This window comes from Epilithonimonas sp., assembly GCF_036780765.1.
Taxonomy (GTDB): domain Bacteria; phylum Bacteroidota; class Bacteroidia; order Flavobacteriales; family Weeksellaceae; genus Epilithonimonas.
Map to the genome: position 1 here is coordinate 54,137 of NZ_DAIQCG010000007.1, position 22,804 is coordinate 76,940.

The following is a 22,804-nucleotide window of genomic DNA, read 5'->3' on the forward strand; positions in this document are numbered from 1 at the left end:
ATATGAAGGCTTTTAAATTTATTAAGATTAAGCTTTAGCTTGTCTTTCCAATCTTTTTCTATCTTCTTCAGAAAGGATTTTCTTTCTCATACGGATGAAGTTTGGAGTAACCTCGATTGCTTCATCAGCTTGGATATATTCCATACATTCTTCCAGAGAGAACAAGATTTTTGGTGCAACACCAGTATCTTTATCTTTTCCAGCTGCACGCATATTGTTCAATTGTTTAGCTTCTACAATATTTACAACCAAATCTCCCGGCTTATTTTGCTCACCGATAATCATACCAGTATAGATTTCCTCACCCGGATCAACGAAGAACTTACCTCTATCTTGTAGTTTGTTGATAGAATATTCTGTAGCAGGACCAGTTCCTTTACTTACAAGTACACCATTGTTTCTTCCTGGAATTGCACCTTTGAAAGGCTTATATTCTGTGAAACGGTGCGCCATAATAGCTTCACCAGCAGTTGCAGTCAACATTTGAGAACGCAATCCGATAAGACCTCTTGAAGGAATCTCGAATTCCATATGTTGCATTTCACCTTTAGTTTCCATAATGTGAAGGTCACCTTTTCTCTGAGTTGCTAAATCGATAACTCTAGAAGCAAATTCCTCAGGAACATCAACAACCAAAGATTCATAAGGCTCCAATTTTTCACCATTTTCGCCTTCTTTCAAGATAACTTGTGGCTGACCAATTGTCATTTCGTAACCTTCTCTTCTCATTGTTTCAATCAAAACAGATAAGTGAAGAATACCTCTACCAAAAACTAGGAAAGTGTTCGCATCGTCAGTTTGTTGCACTCTCAATGCTAAGTTTTTCTCTAATTCCTTAGTTAATCTTTCTTTAAGGTGGTTAGAAGTAACATATTTACCGTCTTTTCCAAAGAAAGGTGAATTGTTGATAGAGAAAGTCATATTCAACGTTGGCTCATCAATCGCAGTTCTTTCCAATGGTTCAGGATTTTCCAAGTCAACGAAAGAATCTCCAATCTGGAACGCATCGAAACCTACAACAGCACAGATATCTCCAGCTTGTACTTCAGTTACTTTTTTCTTTCCAAGACCTTCGAAAACGTAAAGTTCTTTTACTTTTCCTTTCACAATTTTTCCGTCTGCTTGAGCAAGACCAATCCATTGAGATTCTTTAACCTCACCTCTTGTTACTTTACCGATTGCAATTCTTCCTAAGAAAGAAGAGAAATCTAATGAAGTAATCTGCATCTGAAGGTTACCTTCAGTTACTTTCGGTTCTGGAACGTATTGTAAAATCCCGTCTAATAATGGGAAAATATTATCAGTTTCTTCTAATGAAGTGTTGAACCAACCTTGCTTAGATGAACCGTAGAATGTTGGGAAATCCAACTGCTCTTCTGTTGCATCTAGGTTGAAGAACAAGTCAAAAACTTGGTCGTGAACTTCGTCTGGACGACAGTTTGGCTTATCAACTTTGTTAATTACAACCAAAGGTCTAAGACCCAGTTCTAAAGCTTTTTGAAGTACAAATCTTGTCTGTGGCATTGGTCCTTCGAAGGCATCCACCAACAAGATTACACCATCAGCCATTTTAAGAACTCTTTCTACCTCACCACCAAAATCGGCGTGACCAGGTGTATCAATTACATTGATTTTTGTGTCTTTGTAATTTACAGAGATGTTTTTTGAAAGAATCGTAATTCCCCTCTCTCTTTCCAAATCGTTGTTATCCATAATCAACTCACCACTCTCCTGATTCTCTCTGAAGATGTTTGTTGCGTGAATAATCTTGTCAACCAAAGTTGTTTTTCCGTGGTCAACGTGTGCGATAATCGCTATATTTCTAATGTTTTGCATATCCATTTTTTACGCGTGCAAATGTAGTGAATTTTTATGGGATGATAAACTCTGATTCAATTATTTTTAAAAATATGGCTAAATAATTAACATCTAATTAAAGCTGTGTTAATCAGTGAATTAAATTATAGACTTCTTAAGATTTCTTTTCCTTTAACAGATTGCGTGAAAATCAGGTAATGACTTCCGCCGTCATTCAGTTTATATTTTTTCTTGATTTCATCCGGTTTCAAAGGATAATTTTTAGAAACAATATTAAACATCTCTCCTTTTTTCAAATCTTTTGCGTCGATTTTTTCTATTTCTAAAACTCTTCCAGGAAAGTTTTCGATTTTGTTTTCTGAAGTATAAAAATGCGTATTTGGATGCAGTTTTTTCAACCCGAATTTTTCTGAAATGATATTAAATGCTCCAGCTTTCAGAATAGAATTGTTTGGAATATAAAGAAAATTCAAAGTTTCTGAGAACTCTGATTTTGCTGATTTTTCATCATTAAAATTGAATAAAAACTCAGGTTCATCAGATTCAAGATTTACACATTTAATAGTTGTTGGTTGTTGGTTGCCGGTTGATAGATTATTTTCAATAATTAAAACTAATTCTTTGACTTCATTTCTAACTGCAATAATTTGAATTTCACTAATATTTTTTAATTCTGAAATCAAATATGAAATATCAATTAAAGGCGATAATTTTACAATGATTTTATCAGAAATTGACATTAATTTTTTTTCGATTTCTAAGAGATTTGGGGATAAATCTTCTAGCAAGAATTTCTTTTTGTTTTGCTGGTCTCGTCTTGCTGGGTCAAGATAAACAACATCAAATTTTTGTTGATTGCTTTCTAAAAACTCTTCCAAATTTACATTTATGAAATTGGCTTTTCTTTCTAAAGTTTTCCAATTATTTTCAACGATTGAAATCAATTCTGGATTTTGCTCAATTAAAGTAACATCATCAAAATTCTTAGATAAAAAATAAGCGTCAATCCCGAAACCACAAGTCAAATCGAGAAAAGATTTTCCTTTAAGATTTTGTGCTTTATATTCTGCGGTTGATTGCGATGAAGCTTGTTCCAGATTGAGATTTGGAGGGAAAATAATTCCTTCCTTTAATAAGAATGAAAACTTCTTCCCAGCTGTTTTTCTGCCTTTGATTTGTTGCACAATTTCCTGCATCGTAACATCAGAAAATGGCGATTTTTTCAATAATAATTTATTTAAATTAGAATTGAGATTTTGACTGATATAGTTTTGAATATCAGAAGAAATTAGCTTTGAAAAATCCATTTGTATTAAACTTTGAATCGCTCGCAGCCCGACCTGAGTGGAGCTCTTTTTCTTTTTATTTAAAAAGAAAAAAGCGGGAACGGAGGGCGGATTAAGCTGCCCAAATTTATTAAATTATCTTTTAAACTGATTTCATATTATCTCCATCACGGAAATTCAATCTTCTAAAAACCAAACCGGAAATAATCGTGAGAAAACCAACGACTAAAAATGTATATCGAAATGCGTTGTGAACCTCGTTATTGATGAATTTGGTGTCACCTTCGAAAATCTTCAGAACAATCAATCCAAATGCAATCCCGAATCCCATCGCCAACTGCTGATTAACAGCAACCAAAGAATTTCCGCTGCTGGTCTGATAATTTCGTAAATCCGCTATGGAAATAGTATTCATTGATGTGAATTGTATCGAATTGAAAAATCCTAACAACAGCAACAATGGCACAAACCAATAAATGGAATTGTGAACATCAGGGATCGCCAAACAACAAATGATTAAACCAATGATAAAGGTATTGACCATCAATGTGGAACGATAACCAAATCTGTCTAAAATCTGGATAACTGCTGATTTTCCGAACATAGAAGTCAATGCCATTGGCGCAACAATCCAACCTGAAGTAAACGCCGATTGTCCATAAGCTATCTGTATCATCAAAGGAACTAATAAAGGAATTGAACTAATTCCTAATCTTGTCGCCAAATTCCCTAAAACACCTACTCTAAAGGTGCGAACCTGAAAAAGATTGAGTGGGAAAATTGGATTATTATCTTTTTTGGCGTGTTTGTAATAAAAATACAACATCAAGAATCCCAATAAAAACACCAACAAAACGGGTGTCATATTCTTAGCATTTCCGAATAATTCTAAAGACGTAGAAAGTAATAAAGACGCTAAACCGAAAATGAGAAATCCTTTCAAATCGAAGTCGATGATTGGAGATTTGTAATTCGGCATATATTTGATACTCAAAACTATTCCTAGAATTCCGATTGGTAAATTAATAAGAAAAATCCAGTGCCACGATAAATAATCGACAATATAACCACCAACCAAAGGTCCTAAAACCGGACCAATCAAAGCAGGAATAATGGCGTAGTTCATTGCTTTGAGCAATTCGTTTTTGTCAAATGCTTTAATCAATGCGAGTTTTCCAACTGGTGTCATCAAACTTCCACCAACACCTTGAACAACTCTGGCAATAACCAACTCTGTGAGATTATGAGCCATCGAACAAAGCAATGAACCCAGCGAAAAGAATATTAATGAGAAAATAAAAACTTTCTTAGTTCCGAATTTGTCCGCCAAAAATCCGCTAACAGGCATAAACAATGCTAAAGTCAATACATAACTAATGATTGCATTCTGCATATTAAGCGGAGATTCTCCCAATTCTTTGGCAATTGACGGCAAAGATGTATTGAGAATTGTAGAATCCAACATCTGCATAAATATGGCAGTTGCCAATATAAACGGAAGGATTTTTTTGACCGAATCGGTTGTGAGAGTTTCGCTCATTTTTTGAAATTAATATTAAAAAAATCCGCTTTTATGCGGATTATATTTTTAAACCAAAGGTTCTTGTTGACTTAGACAATGGAAACTTCCCAATCCCCAAATAATATCGGTAGAATCTATACCAACCACTTCTCTGTCAGGAAAACATTTTTGAATGATTTCTAAAGCCAATTCATCTTTATCACATCTGTAAGTCGGTACAATGACTGACTTATTGGCGATATAAAAATTAGCATAAGAAGCAGGCAATCTTTGTCCATCACAGTAAACTGGGTCTGGCATTGGCAATTGGATGATATTTAATTTTTCGCCTTTTAGCAAAGTCATTTCTTCCAGTTGACGAAGGTTGGTTTGAAGAATTTCGTAGTTATCATCTTCAGTATTATCTTCGATAACTGTCAGAACTGTATTTTCATTGACGAATCTAATGGTATCATCCACGTGACCGTCTGTATCATCGCCTACAATTCCGTCATCGACCCAAAGAACCTGTTTTTGTCCGTAATATTTTTTCAAGAACTCTTCCACTTCTTCCTGAGAAAGATGCGGATTTCTGTTTTCATTAAGTAAACAAGATTTGGAAGTCAAAACTGTTCCAGCACCGTTAAATTCAACGGAACCTCCTTCCATAATAATTCCAGGATAAAGAACAGGCAATCCTTTTTCTTCAGCAATCTTAGTTGGAATTACATCATCCAATTCGAATGGCGGATATTTTCCTCCCCACGCATTGAAACCCCAATCCACAATGATTTTCTTTGGTTCTTCTCCATTTTTATTCACTAAAAAAGCGGGTCCGTGGTCTCTGCACCAAGCATCATTGGTTTCATTAAAATAAAACTCGACTTTGGAAATATCTGCGCCTGCTTTGGAAATATGTTCCATTGCGAAAGCTTGCATTTCTTGGTCTTTTACATTGATGCAAACGAACTCACCTTTTGTTAATTCTGCAATAAATTTAGCATAAGCCGGATAAATCAAATCGATTCTTTCCGGCCAAGATTCTTCTTTGTGAGGCCAAGACAACCAAGTAGCTTCGTGTTCTTCCCATTCTGCTGGGAAAACATATCCATTTTCTAACGGATTAAAATCTTTATCTATAATCATTAATCTTCGTCAATAAAACGTTTTGTAATCGGCGAATAAGTTTCGATCCTTCTATCTCTCAAAAATGGCCAGTGCTTTCTCATATAATCAGTTTGAGCAAGGTCAACTTCAGTTACTGCAACTTCTTCCTTATCGTGAGAACCAAGATATAACAACTTTCCTTGAGCATTAGTTACAAAACTTCCGCCCCAGAATTTCATAGCGCCGTCTTGTTCAAAACCTACTCTATTTACAGAAACCACAGGAACTCCGTTTGCAACTGCGTGCGAACGCTGAATCGTCTGCCAAGCATTGTATTGGTCTTGATTGGTTTCTTCGTCTTGGTCTGTTGCCCAACCAATCGCTGTTGGATAAAACATAATATCTGCTCCCATTAATGCTGTAATTCTTGAAGCTTCTGGATACCATTGATCCCAACAAATCAACACTCCGATTCTTCCGAATTTTGTGTCAAAATTTTTGTAACCTAAATCGCCTGGTGTAAAATAGAATTTTTCATAAAAAGCAGGGTCATCCGGAATATGCATTTTACGGTATTTACCAAGATAAGTTCCGTCTGCATCAATAACAGCCGTTGTATTATGATAAAGACCTTGCGCTCTTTTCTCGAATAATGAAGCGATGATTACAACGCCCAATTCTTTAGCAACTGGCGACAATGCATCTGTAGATGGTCCAGGAATCGGTTCTGCCAATTCGAAGTTATCGTAATCTTCTACATCACAAAAATACAATGATGTAAAAAGTTCCTGTAAACAAACAATTTGAGCACCTTTTGCTGCTGCTTCTTTTATCTTTTCAATGGCTTTGTTCAGGTTTGACTGCTTATCAGCAACACAAGACATCTGAACTGTTCCGATTTTAACCTTTGACATTTCTAAAAATTTTTACAAAAATACTAAGATTCTAGGGAATCAAAAATTCAACCAAAAGATTTTAAACTTATATTTCTAAAAATTAATTTAATCATCAATACTTTCTATGATTTAAAACTGTTAAAATCCTCAATAAATTCTACCTTTGCACCAAATTAAAATGCTATAGAATTATGATGAATTATCATACTAGAAAATGGATAAAACCAGAAGATCTTAATCCCAATCATTCACTTTTTGGAGGAAGACTTTTGCAATGGATTGATGAAGAAGCGGCACTTTATGCGATTATTCAGTTAGAAAATTCGAGGGCGGTAACAAAGTATATCTCCGAAATAAATTTTGTAAGTTCTGCCAAACAAGGCGATATTATTGAGATTGGAATTGAAGCAGTGGAATTTGGTAGAACCTCTCTGACACTAAGATGCGAAGTAAGAAATAAAATGACACATCAGAAAATCATTACAATTGATAAATTGGTATTCGTAGCTCTTGGCGAAGATGGATTGCCAAAACCGCACGGAAAAACAAAAATCGAATATGTTGAGGATCGACTTTATGTTAAAAATACAAACCCAGAATTATAATAGAATCTAAATCAGATTCTATTTTTTTTGTCTGATATTTCAGTAAGGTTGAATGATCTCTTCCAAAAATTTTAATTAAATTCGTGAAATTTTAAAATTTTGAAATGAAAAAAATTCTCTTATCAGCTTTTGCATTGTCAACAGTAATGACATTTGCACAGCAATACGGAGGAATGTGGATTCCGACAGAAGTTAATGAAAAAGAAATGAAAGAACTGGGAATGAAAATCTCTGCAAAAGATATTTTCAATCCAGAAAAAGCGAGCATCAAAGATGCCGTAGTTCAGTTTGATGGTGGTTGTACTGCGGAAATCATTTCAGGAAAAGGATTGTTATTGACCAATCATCATTGTGGTTATGATAATATCCAATCCCACTCAACAGTAGAAAATGACCTTTTGACCAACGGATTCTGGGCCAAAGATATGAATGGAGAATTACCAAACCCTGGCGTAACAGTTGATTTCATCACCGACATCAAAGAAGTTACAAAAGACATTCTTTCAGGAACCGATGGACTTACTGGAAAAGATTTGGATGCCAAAATTAAACAAAATACAGACGCTTATATTGCTTCACAAAAACCTGAGAGTTACCAAAAAATCTCTGTACGTTCTATGTATTATGGTAATAAGTATTATGCTTATGTCATAGAAACTTACAAAGATATCCGTTTGGTTGGCGCACCGCCACAGGCTATTGGAAAATACGGTTCTGATACAGACAACTGGGTTTGGCCAAGACATACGGGAGATTTCTCTATGTTCAGAATTTATGCTGATAAGAATAATAAACCTGCAGAATATTCCAAAGATAATATCCCTTACACGCCGAAACATTTCTTGCCAATTTCTATTAAGGATAAGAAAGAGGATGATTTCACTTTTGTTTTCGGATTCCCGGGAAGAACAACAGAATATCTTCCTGCTGTGGCGGTAGAAAAAATAATGACGGAGATTGATCCTGCGATGATTTCTGTTCGGGATGTGACTTTGAAAACGCTTGACGAAAAAATGAGAGTGGACAATGCGACAAGAATCAAGTATGCTTCTAAATATGCAAGAATCTCCAACGCCTGGAAAAAATGGCAAGGCGAAATAGAAGGCCTTAAAAAGTCTAATGCTGTTGGAAAAAAGCAACAATATGAGCAATCTTTGATTTCAAAAAATCCAGCAATCAAAACTACAATTGACGGACTTAATAAACTTTATAATGAACAAGCGCCTTACGCCTTAAACAGAGCTTACTACAGTGAGTTGCCAAGAAATGCGGAAACTTTGGCTTTGGGAAGTTTATTCGGAAGTTATGTAGAAGCTGTTGAAAACGGAACTTCTTCTCAGAAATCTTTGGATAATTTGAAATCAAGATTGTCTGAAATTTATAAAGATTATGAAAGTGGTCTTGATGCAAAAGTAACTGCAAAAGTTATTGCGCTTTATGCCAACAAAACGCCTCAACAATTTTTACCAACTGGCTTTGAGAAGTATAAAGATGTGAATCAAAATATTGCAACAATAGAAAACTGGGCAAAAAGTTCTGTAGTAATGGGAGGCGGAAAAGTGAATGGTGCAACAGTTTATTCTGACATCGATAAAGTTTTTGCAGATCAAAACGCTTTGGTTCAAGCTCTTAAAAAAGATCCAGTAGTTCAGCTTTATGCATCTATCAAAGGAACTTATGTAAAAACAACTCACGAAAAAGTAACTTCTTTGCAAACTGAAATTGATGCATTGCAAAAACAGTTTATGGCTCAGCAAATGGAAACGGATAAAGACAGAAAATTCTTTCCAGATGCCAATTCTACTTTGCGTGTGACTTATGGTAAAGTGAAAGGTTCCAACCCTAGAGATGCTGTCAATTATGGTTATCAAACGCATCTTGCTGGTGTTATGGAAAAATATATTCCTGGAGATTATGAATTTGATCTGCCTAAAAAATTAATCAATCTTTACAACACCAAAGATTACGGAATCTATAAAGATAAATCTGGGGATGTTCCTGTAAACTTCACAGCAACCAATCACACAACTGGTGGAAACTCTGGAAGTCCTGCTCTGGATGCTTACGGAAACCTCATTGGTCTTAACTTCGATAGACAATGGGAAGGCACGATGAGTGACATCAATTATGATCCAAAATTATGTAGAAACATTATGGTGGATACCAAATATATTCTTTTCGTGATTGACAAATATGCCGATGCAAAATGGTTAATCAATGAGATGAAAATCGTAAAATAATTCAATCTTTAAATTAAATATAGCTTTGCCATAGATGATTATCTTTGGCAAAGTTTTTTTATGATAAAAGAACTACAACATTTGCACGATTTGATTTTAAAAGAATTGAATCTAAACCTTTCAGAAATCACTCCAGATTTGGAATGTGAAGAATATTCTGGTTTTAATTTTAAAATTAATCAAACGAATTTTAAATTCAGAAAGTCAAAATTGACACCAAAGAAGATTGGTCAATTTGTAACCTTTTGGAAGAGAGATTCTGATGGAAAAACAGTTCCTTTTGATATTAATGATGATTTCGATTTCTACCTCATTTCGATTGAAGAAAATGAGAATTCTGGGTTTTTCATTTTTTCTAAAGCTGTTTTAGAAAAACAAGATTTAATCTCCAGCGAAAATAAAACCGGGAAAAGAGGTTTCAGAGTTTATGCAGATTGGCATTTCCCAAATAACAAGCAAGCTGTAAAAACCAAAGATTGGCAAACCAAATATTTCATTAATTATTCTGATTCTGATGATTCTGTTTTAAATCAATTTAGAAAAATCATAAAGCTAAAGTATTCTACTTTTCACAATTACATTCCTCAAAAACAGTTACACGTTGTATCCAATTGAAATTGATAAATGATTTTCTTTAATTTTTTGAGAATTTTATTTCCATTGACAAAACTATGATTTAAACATTGTTTAAAATTAACATAACCTAAAACCAAAATATTAACAGAAAATTTAGTTTGATTTTCATCCTCTCTCGGATTTTATCAATCATTGTAAGTCCAAGATGAGGTGCGATACATGGGTAAAAAATCCGAACCTACAACTAAAGTCGAAATCTATGAAAATGGCGAAGTGAAGAAAACCAGAGTCTATACAAGTTTTGATAATTATTACACTGTTCCTGGCGCAACTTCTCCATAAATTAAACAAAAAAAGTGAAGCACTTCTGCTCCACTTTATTATTTAGAAATCAATCAAGATTAATATCCAAAAATCTCTTCAAGACTTACTTCTTGGAACTCTCCCATTTTGTTGACAGACTCCATATTCAGGTTTTCTTTTTTACCAATGATTGCTGTGTTGTATTGCAACGGTTTGATTTCGGTGTTGTAGAAATTGGTTAATTGAGGCAATGTCAAAGATTGGATCTCTGCATAGATATCTTTTCTCACATCGTGATCAATTCCTAATTTTTTCAAAGATAACTGGTTGTAATAAGTCACCGTTCTGTTGATTCTACTAGATGCAATTTGTTTAAGAGCTGATCCTTTTGCATTTTCGAACTGAGCTGGAATCTGCGGAAGCTCTGCCATCAATTCAGACATTGCAGAAACTGCTAAAGGCAATTTGTTCGCCTGAGTTCCGATATAAGTTGTTACATAATTCGGATGGTTTTTCTCAGTCGCATTAGCATAAGAAACGTAAGCTGAATAAGCTAAAGACTTACTTTCTCTAATTTCCTGGAAAACGATTGAAGACAATCCACGTCCAAAATACTCATTGAAAACACTTGCTTTTCCGAAGTTCGCTACGTTTACATTACCAGCTTTCGCAACTTTAGACATTTCCATTTGTACCATATCGTATGGCGTGAAATAGACTTTGCCAGCAGTTGCAGGTTCAGCATATTCTTTGGCAGTTGCAGGTTTTAATTTTGCATTAACGATGTAAGGCTTCACAGCTTTCTCCAATCCTTTCTGATCTTCTCCATAAAGGAAAACTTCGTAAGGATATTCGTTCAATGTTTTGATTTTAGAAATCAATTCGGTAACGTTGATGCTTTTCAAACGGTCTTTAGAAATCACATCCGTCATTCTGGAGTCTTTACCAAACTTAGCATAGTTCGCCAAAGCAGCCATAATTCTGTTTTTGTCCTTCTTCGCAACTTCTCTGGATTCCAAAATGGTGTTAACTGTTTGGTCGTAAATTGCTTGATCTGCTTTCACATTATTAATCCAATGATTCATTAGCTCTACGCCTTTTTTCATATTGCTTTCCAATCCGCTTAGTGCAATAATCATTTGGTCATTAGAGGTTCTGAATTGATTCGTGATTCCCAGTTTGTAGAATTCTTCCTTCAACTGTTCTGGCGTATATTTATCCGTTCCAAGATACTGAAGAACTGTTACACCAAGTGCCAATTCTTTGTCATTATCTGTTCCGAAAGGGAAAACATAATTCACCTGAGCCACTTCATTGTATTTATTTTTAATGAAGCTTACTTTTTTATCTTTGATCGTTGAAGTTGCAATAGCCGTTTTGAAATCAACAAACTCTGGTTTGATGTCAGAAGATTTTGTATTGATAATATCTTTCAGGAAAGGCGATTGCGCTTCTCTGTTCAATTTGATTGGCGTGATTCCTGGGTTTTCTACACGAACCAGTTTATCATTCACACCTTTTTCTTTGTAAACAACTACGTAATTATCCTTAAAGAAATCGTTAGCAAATTTCACAACATCCGCTTTAGAAATCGCTTCGTATTGGTTGATTTCGTCCAGTTCCTGCTCCCAAGTTCTGTTCCCGATGTAAGTCGAATACAATGTTGTAGCCAATCCATCAGCCGTTTCCCATCGTTTCATTCTCTGAACTTTCAAGTCGTTCACGATAGCATTTAGCATCCAGTCTGGGAATTGTCCTTTTTTAACCAAATCAATTTGTTCTAATAACAATTTCTTAGCTTCATCAAAGCTTTGCCCATCTTTTGGTACAACACTTAAAACAAATGCACCATAATTTTTGAAAGGAGATTCATAAGCACCAGCACCTAAGGTTTTTTGTTTTTGATTGATGTTAAGGTCAATCAAACCTGCATCTCCACTGTTACTCAAGATTTCAGCAACCACATCAGCCAATCTTGCTTCTTGAGTTCCGTTAGAATCTGTTCTCCAAGCCATTGTCATTCTTGGTGTAGAAGGACTTTTCACAGTTCTGGAAACGATGCTTGTCATTGGTTCTTCAGAAACCATTTTCTTCATGGGTAATTCTTTGTACTTGAATGCTCCAAAGTACTGATCTACCAATTTAATAGTCTTGTCAAAATCCAAATCTCCAACCAAAACTACCGCCATATTATTAGGCACATAGTAAGTATCGAAATATTTATGAATCGCTACCATAGAAGGACTTTTCAAATGCTCCGAAGTACCGATTGTCGTTTGCTGACCATTTGGATGTTTTGGGAAAAGCGCTTCCATCATTGCATAATTCACTAATCTTCCATCATTATCCTGAGCACGGTTGTACTCTTCGTAAACCGCTTCCAATTCGGTGTGGAATAATCTTAAAACCAATTCAGAAAAACGCTCGTGTTCAACTTTAAGCCATTTTTCCAATTCGTTGGATGGGATATTGTTTTTGTAAACCGTTTCGTCTAACCAAGTGTGAGCGTTAGTTCCGGTTGCCCCAAGAGAAGAGATCGCCTTATCATATTCGTTAGCGATGGCATATTTAGAAGCTTCTTGAGAGACTTCATCAATTTTCTTATATATTGCTTTTTTCTTTGCAGGATCTTTTTCAGCTTTGTGCTGTTCGTATAGATCTGAGATTTGCGTGAGCATTGCTTTTTCCTTAGCCCAATCGCTGGTTCCTAACTTTGACGTTCCCTTGAAAACCATATGTTCCAAGTAATGTGCTAAACCTGTATTATCGCTTGGATCATTATTAGAACCGGTTCTTACAGGGATGTAAGTCTGGATTCTTGGCGCATCATCATTTTTAGCTAAATAGACTTTTAGTCCGTTTTTTAGTGTATAAACTCGTACGCCAGATTGGTCATTTTTTACGGTTTCGTAAGTATAACCTTGCTTATCTGTAGAGCTTTGTGTTTCAAATTTCTGTGCCATTGCATTCATCATTAATAATAGTGAAACTGAAATAAATATTTTCTTCATAGTAAACTTTTATTTTTTCGGAGCGTAATTTACGCAACATTTCATTAGTCACAACGAATTCAGTATTGTTACTTTGATAGAAAATAAAAAAAAGCACAGAAAAAATCTGTGCCTCTTTACCTATTCTGTGGATTTTGTTATAACATCTTAAGAAGTTCTTCCGCTACTTTCTCGGAAGATGCTGGATTTTGTCCGGTAATTAACTTACCATCCACTACAGCGTAAGGTTGCCAATCTTCCACTTTGCTATATTCTCCGCCGTTCTGTTTTAGCATATCTTCTACCAAAAATGGAACTACATCAGTAAGCTTTACAGCTTCTTCTTCTGTATTGGTGAAGCCGGTTACTTTTTTACCATTTACGAGATATTCCCCATCGATTTGTACGTGTCTCAAAACACCTGGCGCGTGACAAACAAATGCCACAGGTTTGTCTGATTTATAAAAATCTGTGATTAATTGCTGAGAAATTTTATCTTCTGCAAGATCCCAAAGTGGTCCGTGACCGCCTGGATAAAACACCGCATCATAATCAGCAGGATTAATTTCTGATAAAACTTTTGTATTACGAAGCTTCTCTTGTAATACTTTATCATCATCCATTCTTCTAGTAGCATCTGTTTGCGCAGACGGATCCTCACTTTTCGGGTCTATAGGCGGCTGTCCTCCTTTTGGAGTTACGATGGTAATTTCCGCACCTTGATCCACTAATACGTAGTATGGTGCTGCTAGTTCTTCTGTCCAGAATCCTGTTTTAAGTCCTGTGTTTCCAAGATCTTCGTGACTTGTTACCACGAATAATATTTTTTTGTCCATTTTAATAATTTTTAAAATTTGATAAGACAAAATTGAGCCAAACGCCATTAAAAACACAGGACATAAGTCACAAAATCATAGTGACGCAGGTCACTATTTTCGAGTAATACGGCTCAAGGTCTCTCTGGAAACACCGAGATAGGAAGCTATGATAGTTTTGGGAACACGCTGGATAAGCTTCGGATATTGAGCGGAAAATTGCTCAAACCGTTCTTTAGCATCGGTGGTCAACAAGGACAGAATTCTTTTCTGCAATGCCACATAACCCAAACTGTTTTTGATTCTGAAAAAATGCTCAACTTTGTGATTGTCTAAGCAAATCTTTTCCAAATCATCTTTGGAAATCGCATACAATTCCACATCTTCCAGACAATGGATGCTCGTAACCGACGGCACGCCAGTATAAAACGCCTGAAAATCCGAAATCCACCAGTTTTCAATAGCGAATTGGATGATATGTTCCTTTCCGTGGTTATCTATGTAAGAAGCCTTGAGCAGACCTTTGGTAACAAAGTAAATATTGATAATAGGCTCGTTCTCCTGAATCAGATATTGGTGTTTCTTCAGTTTTCTCAACTTAAAATAAGAAGCGAGCGTTGCAAACTCCTCGTCTGATAACGTTATCAATTCCTCAAAATGTTTCCTTAGTTCCAAACTCATTAGTGTTGCTTTGAAGGTAGAAGCTTTAAATTGTTAATTAAAGTTAAAAAATAAAGCTGATGATTGCTTATCATTTATATCACACTCAAAAAAGCCATTGTATCCACATTATCTGCATAAGTATCCAAAGAAGGATTTTGCGTTTCTCCAAAACCAATCGATTCTAATCCCAATTCTGGTTTTGCAACAACAGTTTGGATTTCGTCTTTGTTGGTTTCTACAAATTGCTTCACTTCTTCCAAAGTTTCATAACGAGAAAAATTAATCACAGATAAGGGACTAAATAACTTCTCGTCTTCCTTCAACATTACAAAATTATTATCCCAGAACTGGTCTTGATTCAAAAGGTAAATAGCTCTATTGTAGTCGTAGTTGTTCGCATATTTGTTATGATTGATAACGTCTTTGTAATTGATGAAATTTTCAAACAATTTATCCAATTTCATATCATTTGGAATCAGAATTCGGGTAACATTTCTACATCCTAATCCATAATATCGGAAAATATCATTGGCTAACAATTGTAATTCTGCATCAGATTCATCGCCTTTCAAAACTGCAACAGAAGTTCTGTTTTTTCTTATGATACTTAAATTATCTTTGAAATAATATTCCAAATATCTTGCAGTATTATTACTTCCAGTTGCAATCACAGCATCAAAGTTTTCTAACTTTTCTACGATGTGATATTCAATTTCGTTATTAGAAAATTGATTCCATAATTCTAACAAAAAAGGTAAAACCAATCGGTCTTTTGACGATAATTTGATGACAGGAATATGATTACTTAAAATTACTGAAATAATATCATGAAACCCAACCAAAGGGATATTGCCAGCCAATATCAATCCTACTCTTTTGGATGAGTTTGATAATTGATATTTAGAAAGCCAATTTTCAATATTTTCTTTAGTGAAGAGACTTGCCCATTGCTCCAAGTTATATCTTTGATTCTCTTGTGTGAACCACGGATTTTCGATCTCAGAACGCTTCATCAGATAAGCCAATCGCTCCTCTTTTTCATTGTAATGCTCATCATCATTTTTAAGGAAATTTTGGATAAATTCTCCTAACTTTTCGAGTCCTGAAATTTTGTATTCGTTCAGCATAGCTGGCTTTTTTTTTGTAATTTTGTGCAAAATTAAAAATAAAATAGCAATGGCTATCAAGATAACAGACGAATGTATTAATTGTGGCGCTTGTGAACCGGAATGTCCAAACAACGCCATCTATGAAGGAGCAGTAGATTGGAAAGCATCAGAAGGAACAGCACTGAAAGGAATGGTGGTTTTGTCATCCGGTCTTTCCGTGAATGCGGATGCCGCACAGGAACCCGTTAGTGATGATTATTACTTTATAGTTACAGATAAATGTACCGAATGTAAAGGTTTCCACGAGGAGCCACAATGTGCCGCTGTTTGCCCTGTTGACTGCTGTGTTCCAGATGAAGATCATGTAGAAACAGAAGAAGAATTATTAGCAAAAAAAGCTTTTCTTCATAACGAGTAGTTAGAAGTTGGACGACCGAAGATTGCAATTCGACAATGCATTTTCTTAAATTTCTAATCCTGAAAACATAATATTAAAAACCTCCGTCTTCCATCATTGGACATCGGACAAAAAAATAAATAAATGAAAAAACATAATTTTAGCGCAGGTCCTAGTATTCTTCCTCAAGAAGTTTTTCAGAAAGCATCAGAAGCCATTCTTGATTTCAACGGAATTGGTTTATCTCTTTTGGAGATTTCGCACAGAAGCAAAGATTTTGTTGCTGTGATGGACGAGGCTCGTGCTATTGTAAAAAGATTGATGAATCTTGGAGATGATTACGAAGTTCTATATCTCCAAGGTGGAGCAAGTCTTCAATTCCTGATGGTTCCTTACAATCTTTTGTCTGTTGATGGAAAAGCAGCTTATACTAATACAGGAACTTGGGCATCTGGTGCTATAAAGGAGGCTAAAATGATTGGTAATGTAGATGTTGTGGCTTCTTCCAAAGAATCTAATTATAATTATATTCCAAAAGATTTTACAGTAGGTTCAGAGTACGATTATTTCCACTGTACCTCTAACAATACAATTTTCGGAACTCAGATGAAATCTTTTCCAAAAGTAGATACGCTTTTGGTTTGCGATATGTCTTCTGATATTTTCAGCAGAGAATTGGATTTTTCTCAATTTGATTTGATTTATGCAGGTGCTCAAAAAAATATGGGTCCAGCTGGAGCGACGTTGGTTGTGGTTAAAAAATCAATTCTTGGAAAAACAGGAAGAACTATTCCAACTTATTTGGATTATGCGGTTCATATCGATAAAGAATCTATGTCCAATACACCTCCTGTTTTTGCAGTTTATGCTTCTTATTTGACTTTAAAACATTTGGAAGAAAATGGCGGAATTGCTGCTGCTGAAGCTAAAAATAATGCAAAAGCTAAATTGCTTTATGACGAGATTGATAACAATCCAAATTTCCAAGGTGTAGCAGCTGTAGAAGACCGTTCTTTTATGAATGTAACTTTCACTTTGACAGATGAGTCTAAGCAAGAAGCTTTTGACGCCGCTTGGAAAGCAGCAGGAATCAGCGGACTGAACGGACACAGAAGTGTGGGCGGTTACAGAGCAAGTATCTACAACGCAATGCCTATTGAAAGCGTACAAGTTTTAGTAGATGTGATGAAGAGTATCTAATCTCTTTTCTATTTATAAATCAGAAACGTCCTTGTTAATTCAGGACGTTTTTTTGTTAATATAATGTTAATCACAAGAAAAAATCGTATCTTAGCCAACCTTGAATTTTAACTCAAACAAGTCGAGGAAACTCAATAACTAAAGGATTTTTGAATTAAACAATGATTGTATTAGCTAATGATGGAATCTCCGAAAAGGGAATTCAACTTTTGAAAGAAGCGGATATTACGGTTTTGGAAGCCAGAGTATCTCCGGAACATCTGAGCAAATTCATCAATGACAACAATGTTGATGTTCTTTTGGTAAGAAGCGCAACTCAGGTAAGACAAAAGCTGATTGACGAATGTCCAAATCTCAAAATCATTGGTCGTGGCGGAATTGGAATGGATAATATTGATGTAGAATATGCTATTGACAAAGGTATCTACATCATCAATACACCAAAAGCATCTTGCAAATCTGTTGCGGAGTTGGTTTTCGCTCATTTCTTTTCATTAGCAAGATTCCTTCACGAGAGTAACAGATTGATGCCTTTGGAAGGAGAAACCAATTTCAATTCACTGAAAAAATCATTCAATAATGCGACTGAACTTTCTGGTAAAACCTTAGGTGTTATCGGAATGGGAAATATCGGAATTGAAGTGATTAAGATGGGGATTTCTCTTGGAATGAAAATCTTAGCTTACAACAGAACACCCAAAACTGAGAAAGTTCAGCTTAGCTTTTTCGATGGTCAATCTTTGGATTTTGAAATTAAATCTGTAAATTTAGATGAAGTTTTAAAAAACTCAGATTTCATCAGCCTCAATACAGGACTTACAGATGGCTATTTGATTGATTCTAAAGAATTAGAACTAATGAAAGAAGGTGTTTTCATTGCTAATACAGCAAGAGGTGGTGTCATCAACGAAGTAGCTCTTTTAGATGCTATAGAAAGCGGAAAAGTCTATGGCGCTGCATTGGATGTTTTTGAAAAAGAGCCAACTCCTGAAGTATTAATTCTAATGAATCCTGCTCTTTCTCTTTCTCCTCACGTTGGTGGCAACACGATGGATGCCCAAAATAGAATTGGAGAAGAATTAGCACAACAAATTATAAAAATAAAAGCTCAACTATAATATATGCCAGTATTTAAACCATTTAGAGGAATCAGACCAAATCCTGATTTTATTGACGTCTTCCCTACTTATTCTTTGGATAATTTTACACAGGAAGAAATCAATAAAAAAGCACAGCAGGATGATTCTTATATCCAGATGATAAAGCCTGCGGTCGTAAGTAAATCCAAAGATGTTGATAGAAATCTGAGAAAGATAAGGTCTAACTTCGAAGAATTATTGGATGACAAAAAACTAACTCAAGACGATTCTGCTTATTATTTATACGAACAAACGCTTCCAGATAAAACAAGTTTCAGAGGATTGATGGGCTTGGTAAGTGTAGATGATTTCTGGGAAGGAAAAATCAAAAAGCACGAATCCACAATTACGGAAAGAAGAATGAAAATGGCGCATTACCTTGAAAAAGTGGGTGTACAAGCAGAGCCGGTTCTTTTAACTTATCATTCCAATTCTAAAGTCGAATTATTGATGAACCACGAACAAAAGAATGTTCCAATCATCAATTATACGGATGATAAAAAAGTTAGACACAAGATTTGGAGAATCGATAATAGATTGAAACTTCAACAGTTCAAAGAAGTTCTAGACCCAATCGATTCGTTTTATATTGCCGATGGACACCATAGAATTGGGTCTGTTGCAGAATATGCTAAAAAGCAAAGAGACAAGTATAAAAGATCTCATGGTACGGAACACTACAACTTTGTTTACAGTTTTATCGTTTCCAACCAGTCTATAAAAATCAACGATTACAATCGTCTTCTTAAAGATATCAATGGTTTGTCTGATGAAGAGTTCCTTGAGAAACTAAGAGAAGATTTTCAGATTCACGAAAAAGGTGAAGAACCTTATTTCCCATCTCAAAAATTCCATATCAGTATGTATCTTGGTGGCAAATTTTACAGTTTGCACGTGAAGCACAACATCCGTGAGGAAAATAAAGATGGTAATGACTTAGACCATCATTTGGTGGACAAATATATTTTCGAAAATATAATAGGAATCGAAAATGCGAAACGCACAGATAAAATCACTTATCTAAAAGGAACTTCTGACATCAACGGAATTGCAGAATTAAAAGAAAAAGTGGACAGCGGAGATTATAAAGTAGGTTTCGGAATCTATCCTATCAGTTTCTCAGACCTTCTGAAAATTTCTGATAAAGAAATCAAAATGCCGCCAAAATGTACATTGATTGAACCTAAGTTAATTACGGCTTTGGTAATGTACGATATGAAATAGATTTCTACAATCTCAATGTAAAGGTGACGGTTTTTGTCACCTTTTTTATTTTCTACATCATATTATTATTAAAATTTATCATTTGAAATTCAGACTATTAAATCATTTTCTACGGAAAGCGACTTAACATAATTATAAAATTAACATTAATTAATTTTAATGTCTATCTTTACTTTTTAAAACACAAAAGATATATCTAATTAACAATTAAATATGCACCCAAAAGAATATATCAATTGTGATCAAGAACCTATTCACATCTGTGGAGAATTGCAGGAATATGGTTATCTTATAGGTACTCAAAATTCTAAAATAGTTTCCTACAGCGAGAATATTTTAGCGTTCTTTTCTCTCGACTCCTCTATACTTGGAAAAGATATCAAAGTTTTGTTAAATGATCTAAATCTTGATATCAATTGGGATAATTATTCTACCAACCAAGAATTGGCTATCCAACATATTGATTTCAAAAATGAAGAATATACTTTAAGCATTCACACCAATAATGAAATCACTTTTTTTGAAATAGAAAAGGTAATTCCCAATCATAAAATCAATAAAGAATATGCAGCAATCCAACATATTCTTAGAAATTCCAATGAGGAAAATATCTGGAAAGTTCTCCTGAAAGAGATACAGGATATTATAGATTTTGACAGAGCAATGATTTATCAATTCCTTTACGATGGCAGCGGTCAGGTTGTAGAAGAACTGGTAAAACCCCATCTTGAAAGTTATCTGGATTTGCATTATCCCGAATCTGATATTCCTGCACAGGCAAGAGCTTTATATCTTAAAAATCCAGTGAGAATCACTTCGCACGTTTCTGGAAAAACATTCCCTATTGTTGGTGTAATCCCGAGAGAACAAATAGATTTGACTTATAGCATAACACGTGCATCCTCTCCTATTCATAGAGAATATCTCAAAAATGCAAACGTAGAATCAAGCTTCAGCACATCGATTATTGTGAATGGAGAATTATGGGGATTGGTTGCTTGTCAAAATTCTGCGCCAAAACATCTTGATTTGCAATCTAGATTATTAGCAGAAACATTGACTAGAATTTCGGCTAACGCTTTTGCTTCTTACAAATCTTTACAAACGCTGGAAGAATATCAGAGAATCAATCTGAATAATATTACACTTCGTCAAAACCTTATGAGTGAAGAAGATTTCGGAAAAGCTTTGGAAACTAATATCAAAGATATTATGGACAGTTGTGCTGCAGACGGAATGATTATTAAAATTAATAATGAAATCTTAACTGCAGGTAATGTTCCCAATCATTCTGATATTGAGAAAATTATCGTTTGGAGCAAAGAGAACAATCAGAATTTTGAAGAGAATATTTTCATAACTAATACACTGTGCCAAGACATCAATGTAGATTTGGACAATCCGGAAATCAGTTGTGGAATTATCACAAGTGTTTTAGGAAGCAATACATCTGATATGTTGATTTGGCTGAGAAAAGAACAAGGTCAGAAAATCAAATGGGCCGGAAAACCTGAAAAAGGAACTGTTTCAGAAATCAAAGATGGGGTGGAAATTATCAAATTCTCTCCAAGAAAATCTTTCGAAGTTTGGAAAGAATATGTGAAAGGCACTTCCCTGCCTTGGAAAATCAAAGAAATAGAATCTGCAAGATGGATTACTTCTGTGATTCTAAAAGCATCACATACCAAATCATCCCAAATTGTTGATCTTAACAATCAATTAAAGGAATTGAATCAAGAATTGGACTCTTTCTCTCATACGATTTCACACGATCTTAATACGCCACTAACTGTCATAAAACTAAATGCGCAATTAGCAAAAAGAATTCATGATCCGGAAAATGTTCAAAAATCTTTGGATAATATCATTACTCAGATTGATACGATGAGTGAGATGATCCGAAATGTTTTGGAATTGAGTAAAATCAAAAAATCAGAAATAGAATTGAAAAGAATTGAAGTAGATTCATTAATAAATAAATTAGTGGAGGATTCTAAAATCAGTTTTAATTCCCCTTATACAGAAATCTTTATCGAAAATACACCAGAAGTTTTAGGTGATAAAACAATGGTTTATCAAGTCTTTTTGAATGTGATTGGTAACGCTATAAAATATTCTTCCAAATCAGAAAAACCATTAGTAAAGATTGTGGGAGAAATTTATGAAGATGCGGTAACATACAAAATCTCAGATAACGGAATTGGGATTGATAATGAGGAATCTGGCAAAATGTTCAAGATTTTCAGCAGGATGAATAATGCTAAAGGATTCAACGGAAATGGTGTTGGATTGAGTATTGTTCATCATCTGATGGAGAAAATGGGCGGGAAAATAAGTTATGAGAGTGAAAGCGGAAAAGGAACAACATTTATGTTAAAATTTCAAAAACCCAATTATGATTTCAGTATTTCTTAAGGAACAGACGAAACAACAACACGACGACACAGAAGCAAAATTGCAATCGCAAAAGATTTTTGATAAATCCTATACTCTTGATGATTACAAGATGCTTTTGATTCATAACTATCAGCTAATCAGCAGATACGAACCTCAGATCCAAGAGCAGTTGAAAGCTTATCCAGAATTAAAATTAGATTTAAGAAGTAAAATCGATGCGCTTAAAGTTGATTTGAATAACTTGAACATAGCAACTAAAGACGAAAACCCAACCCAAAATCTGGATAACGAAGCGGAAGCTTTTGGTGCTTTATATGTGATGGAAGGTTCTACGCTTGGAGGAAATGTCATCGCAAAACAACTAAGAAAGAATCCGGAATTCGAGAATATAGAGTTCAATTATTTTGGAGTTTATGGCGAGAATACAGGACCATATTGGCAAGAGTTCAAATCGATTATCGACGAGAAGATTACGGAAGAGCAATACAACGATTGTGTTGCCGGAGCGAAGAAAGCTTATCAGTTATTAGCATAAAAA

General features: G+C 34.8%; 19 protein-coding genes. 10 read left to right on the top strand and 9 right to left on the bottom strand.

Features of this window, described 5'->3' with window-relative positions; all coding sequences use genetic code 11:
• Window positions 1-27 precede the first annotated feature (27 nt).
• The 5 genes from typA to V7P73_RS11380 all read right to left on the bottom strand — a co-directional run bounded on the left by typA (window position 28) and on the right by V7P73_RS11380 (window position 6,626).
• Window positions 28-1,836 (bottom strand): translational GTPase TypA, encoded by a 1,809-nt coding sequence (gene typA / locus V7P73_RS11360; RefSeq protein WP_116033925.1) that lies wholly within the window; start codon window positions 1,834-1,836, stop codon window positions 28-30.
• 125 nt (window positions 1,837-1,961) lie between these two features.
• Window positions 1,962-3,125, bottom strand: a complete 1,164-nt coding sequence (locus V7P73_RS11365) for a class I SAM-dependent methyltransferase (RefSeq protein WP_333853777.1) — start codon at window positions 3,123-3,125, stop codon at window positions 1,962-1,964.
• A gap of 121 nt (window positions 3,126-3,246) precedes the next feature.
• Window positions 3,247-4,644: an MFS transporter gene (locus V7P73_RS11370; RefSeq protein WP_333853779.1), complete on the bottom strand. Its 1,398-nt coding sequence runs from the start codon at window positions 4,642-4,644 to the stop codon at window positions 3,247-3,249.
• A gap of 48 nt (window positions 4,645-4,692) precedes the next feature.
• Complete coding sequence (locus V7P73_RS11375) at window positions 4,693-5,751, bottom strand: agmatine deiminase family protein (RefSeq protein WP_333853781.1); 1,059 nt, start codon at window positions 5,749-5,751, stop codon at window positions 4,693-4,695.
• Window positions 5,751-6,626 (bottom strand): carbon-nitrogen hydrolase, encoded by an 876-nt coding sequence (locus V7P73_RS11380; RefSeq protein ID WP_333853783.1) that lies wholly within the window; start codon window positions 6,624-6,626, stop codon window positions 5,751-5,753. The genes V7P73_RS11375 and V7P73_RS11380 overlap by 1 nt, the downstream gene beginning before the upstream one ends.
• Before the next feature lie 176 nt (window positions 6,627-6,802).
• Here V7P73_RS11380 and V7P73_RS11385 point away from each other — a divergent pair, with 176 nt between their 5' ends.
• The 4 genes from V7P73_RS11385 (at window position 6,803) to V7P73_RS11400 (ending at window position 10,371) form a co-directional block, all read left to right on the top strand.
• Window positions 6,803-7,213 carry an acyl-CoA thioesterase gene (locus tag V7P73_RS11385; RefSeq protein WP_074235599.1) on the top strand — a complete coding sequence of 137 codons (411 nt, stop codon included), beginning with the start codon at window positions 6,803-6,805 and terminating at the stop codon, window positions 7,211-7,213.
• 104 nt (window positions 7,214-7,317) lie between these two features.
• Complete coding sequence (locus tag V7P73_RS11390) at window positions 7,318-9,453, top strand: S46 family peptidase (RefSeq protein WP_333853785.1); 2,136 nt, start codon at window positions 7,318-7,320, stop codon at window positions 9,451-9,453.
• Between the two features lie 60 nt (window positions 9,454-9,513).
• Entirely contained in the window at window positions 9,514-10,068 is a 555-nt protein-coding gene (locus V7P73_RS11395) for a MepB family protein (protein ID WP_333853787.1), read from the top strand.
• A gap of 180 nt (window positions 10,069-10,248) precedes the next feature.
• On the top strand, window positions 10,249-10,371 hold the full coding sequence (locus tag V7P73_RS11400) for a hypothetical protein (RefSeq protein ID WP_333853789.1): 123 nt from the start codon (window positions 10,249-10,251) through the stop codon (window positions 10,369-10,371).
• Between the two features lie 59 nt (window positions 10,372-10,430).
• Here V7P73_RS11400 and V7P73_RS11405 read toward each other — a convergent pair whose 3' ends face one another.
• The 4 genes from V7P73_RS11405 to V7P73_RS11420 all read right to left on the bottom strand — a co-directional run bounded on the left by V7P73_RS11405 (window position 10,431) and on the right by V7P73_RS11420 (window position 15,927).
• Window positions 10,431-13,343, bottom strand: coding sequence for a M16 family metallopeptidase (locus V7P73_RS11405; RefSeq protein ID WP_333853791.1), 2,913 nt, complete (start codon window positions 13,341-13,343; stop codon window positions 10,431-10,433).
• Window positions 13,344-13,480: 137 nt separating this feature from the next.
• A complete protein-coding gene (locus V7P73_RS11410; protein ID WP_333853793.1) occupies window positions 13,481-14,206 on the bottom strand; it encodes a type 1 glutamine amidotransferase domain-containing protein in 726 nt (241 codons plus the stop codon).
• Between the two features lie 45 nt (window positions 14,207-14,251).
• Window positions 14,252-14,818, bottom strand: coding sequence for a Crp/Fnr family transcriptional regulator (locus tag V7P73_RS11415; RefSeq protein ID WP_333853795.1), 567 nt, complete (start codon window positions 14,816-14,818; stop codon window positions 14,252-14,254).
• Between the two features lie 74 nt (window positions 14,819-14,892).
• Window positions 14,893-15,927 (bottom strand): acyl-CoA reductase, encoded by a 1,035-nt coding sequence (locus V7P73_RS11420; protein WP_333853798.1) that lies wholly within the window; start codon window positions 15,925-15,927, stop codon window positions 14,893-14,895.
• A 49-nt stretch (window positions 15,928-15,976) separates the two neighbouring features.
• On the opposite strand from V7P73_RS11420, the gene V7P73_RS11425 reads away from it, so the two are divergent.
• From V7P73_RS11425 to V7P73_RS11450, 6 genes are all read left to right on the top strand, one after another.
• Complete coding sequence (locus V7P73_RS11425; RefSeq protein WP_333853800.1) at window positions 15,977-16,327, top strand: 4Fe-4S binding protein; 351 nt, start codon at window positions 15,977-15,979, stop codon at window positions 16,325-16,327.
• Between the two features lie 123 nt (window positions 16,328-16,450).
• The gene (serC, locus tag V7P73_RS11430) at window positions 16,451-17,506 is read left to right on the top strand and encodes a 3-phosphoserine/phosphohydroxythreonine transaminase (protein ID WP_333853802.1); all 1,056 of its coding nucleotides are present in this window, start codon (window positions 16,451-16,453) and stop codon (window positions 17,504-17,506) included.
• Window positions 17,507-17,667: 161 nt separating this feature from the next.
• Window positions 17,668-18,624 (top strand): D-2-hydroxyacid dehydrogenase, encoded by a 957-nt coding sequence (locus V7P73_RS11435; protein WP_333853804.1) that lies wholly within the window; start codon window positions 17,668-17,670, stop codon window positions 18,622-18,624.
• Between the two features lie 3 nt (window positions 18,625-18,627).
• A complete protein-coding gene (locus V7P73_RS11440; protein ID WP_333853806.1) occupies window positions 18,628-19,869 on the top strand; it encodes a DUF1015 domain-containing protein in 1,242 nt (413 codons plus the stop codon).
• Window positions 19,870-20,082: 213 nt separating this feature from the next.
• A complete protein-coding gene (locus tag V7P73_RS11445) occupies window positions 20,083-22,284 on the top strand; it encodes an ATP-binding protein (protein ID WP_333853808.1) in 2,202 nt (733 codons plus the stop codon).
• The gene (locus V7P73_RS11450) at window positions 22,265-22,801 is read left to right on the top strand and encodes a biliverdin-producing heme oxygenase (protein WP_333853810.1); all 537 of its coding nucleotides are present in this window, start codon (window positions 22,265-22,267) and stop codon (window positions 22,799-22,801) included. Before V7P73_RS11445 ends, V7P73_RS11450 begins: the two co-directional genes overlap by 20 nt.
• Window positions 22,802-22,804: the final 3 nt, after the last annotated feature.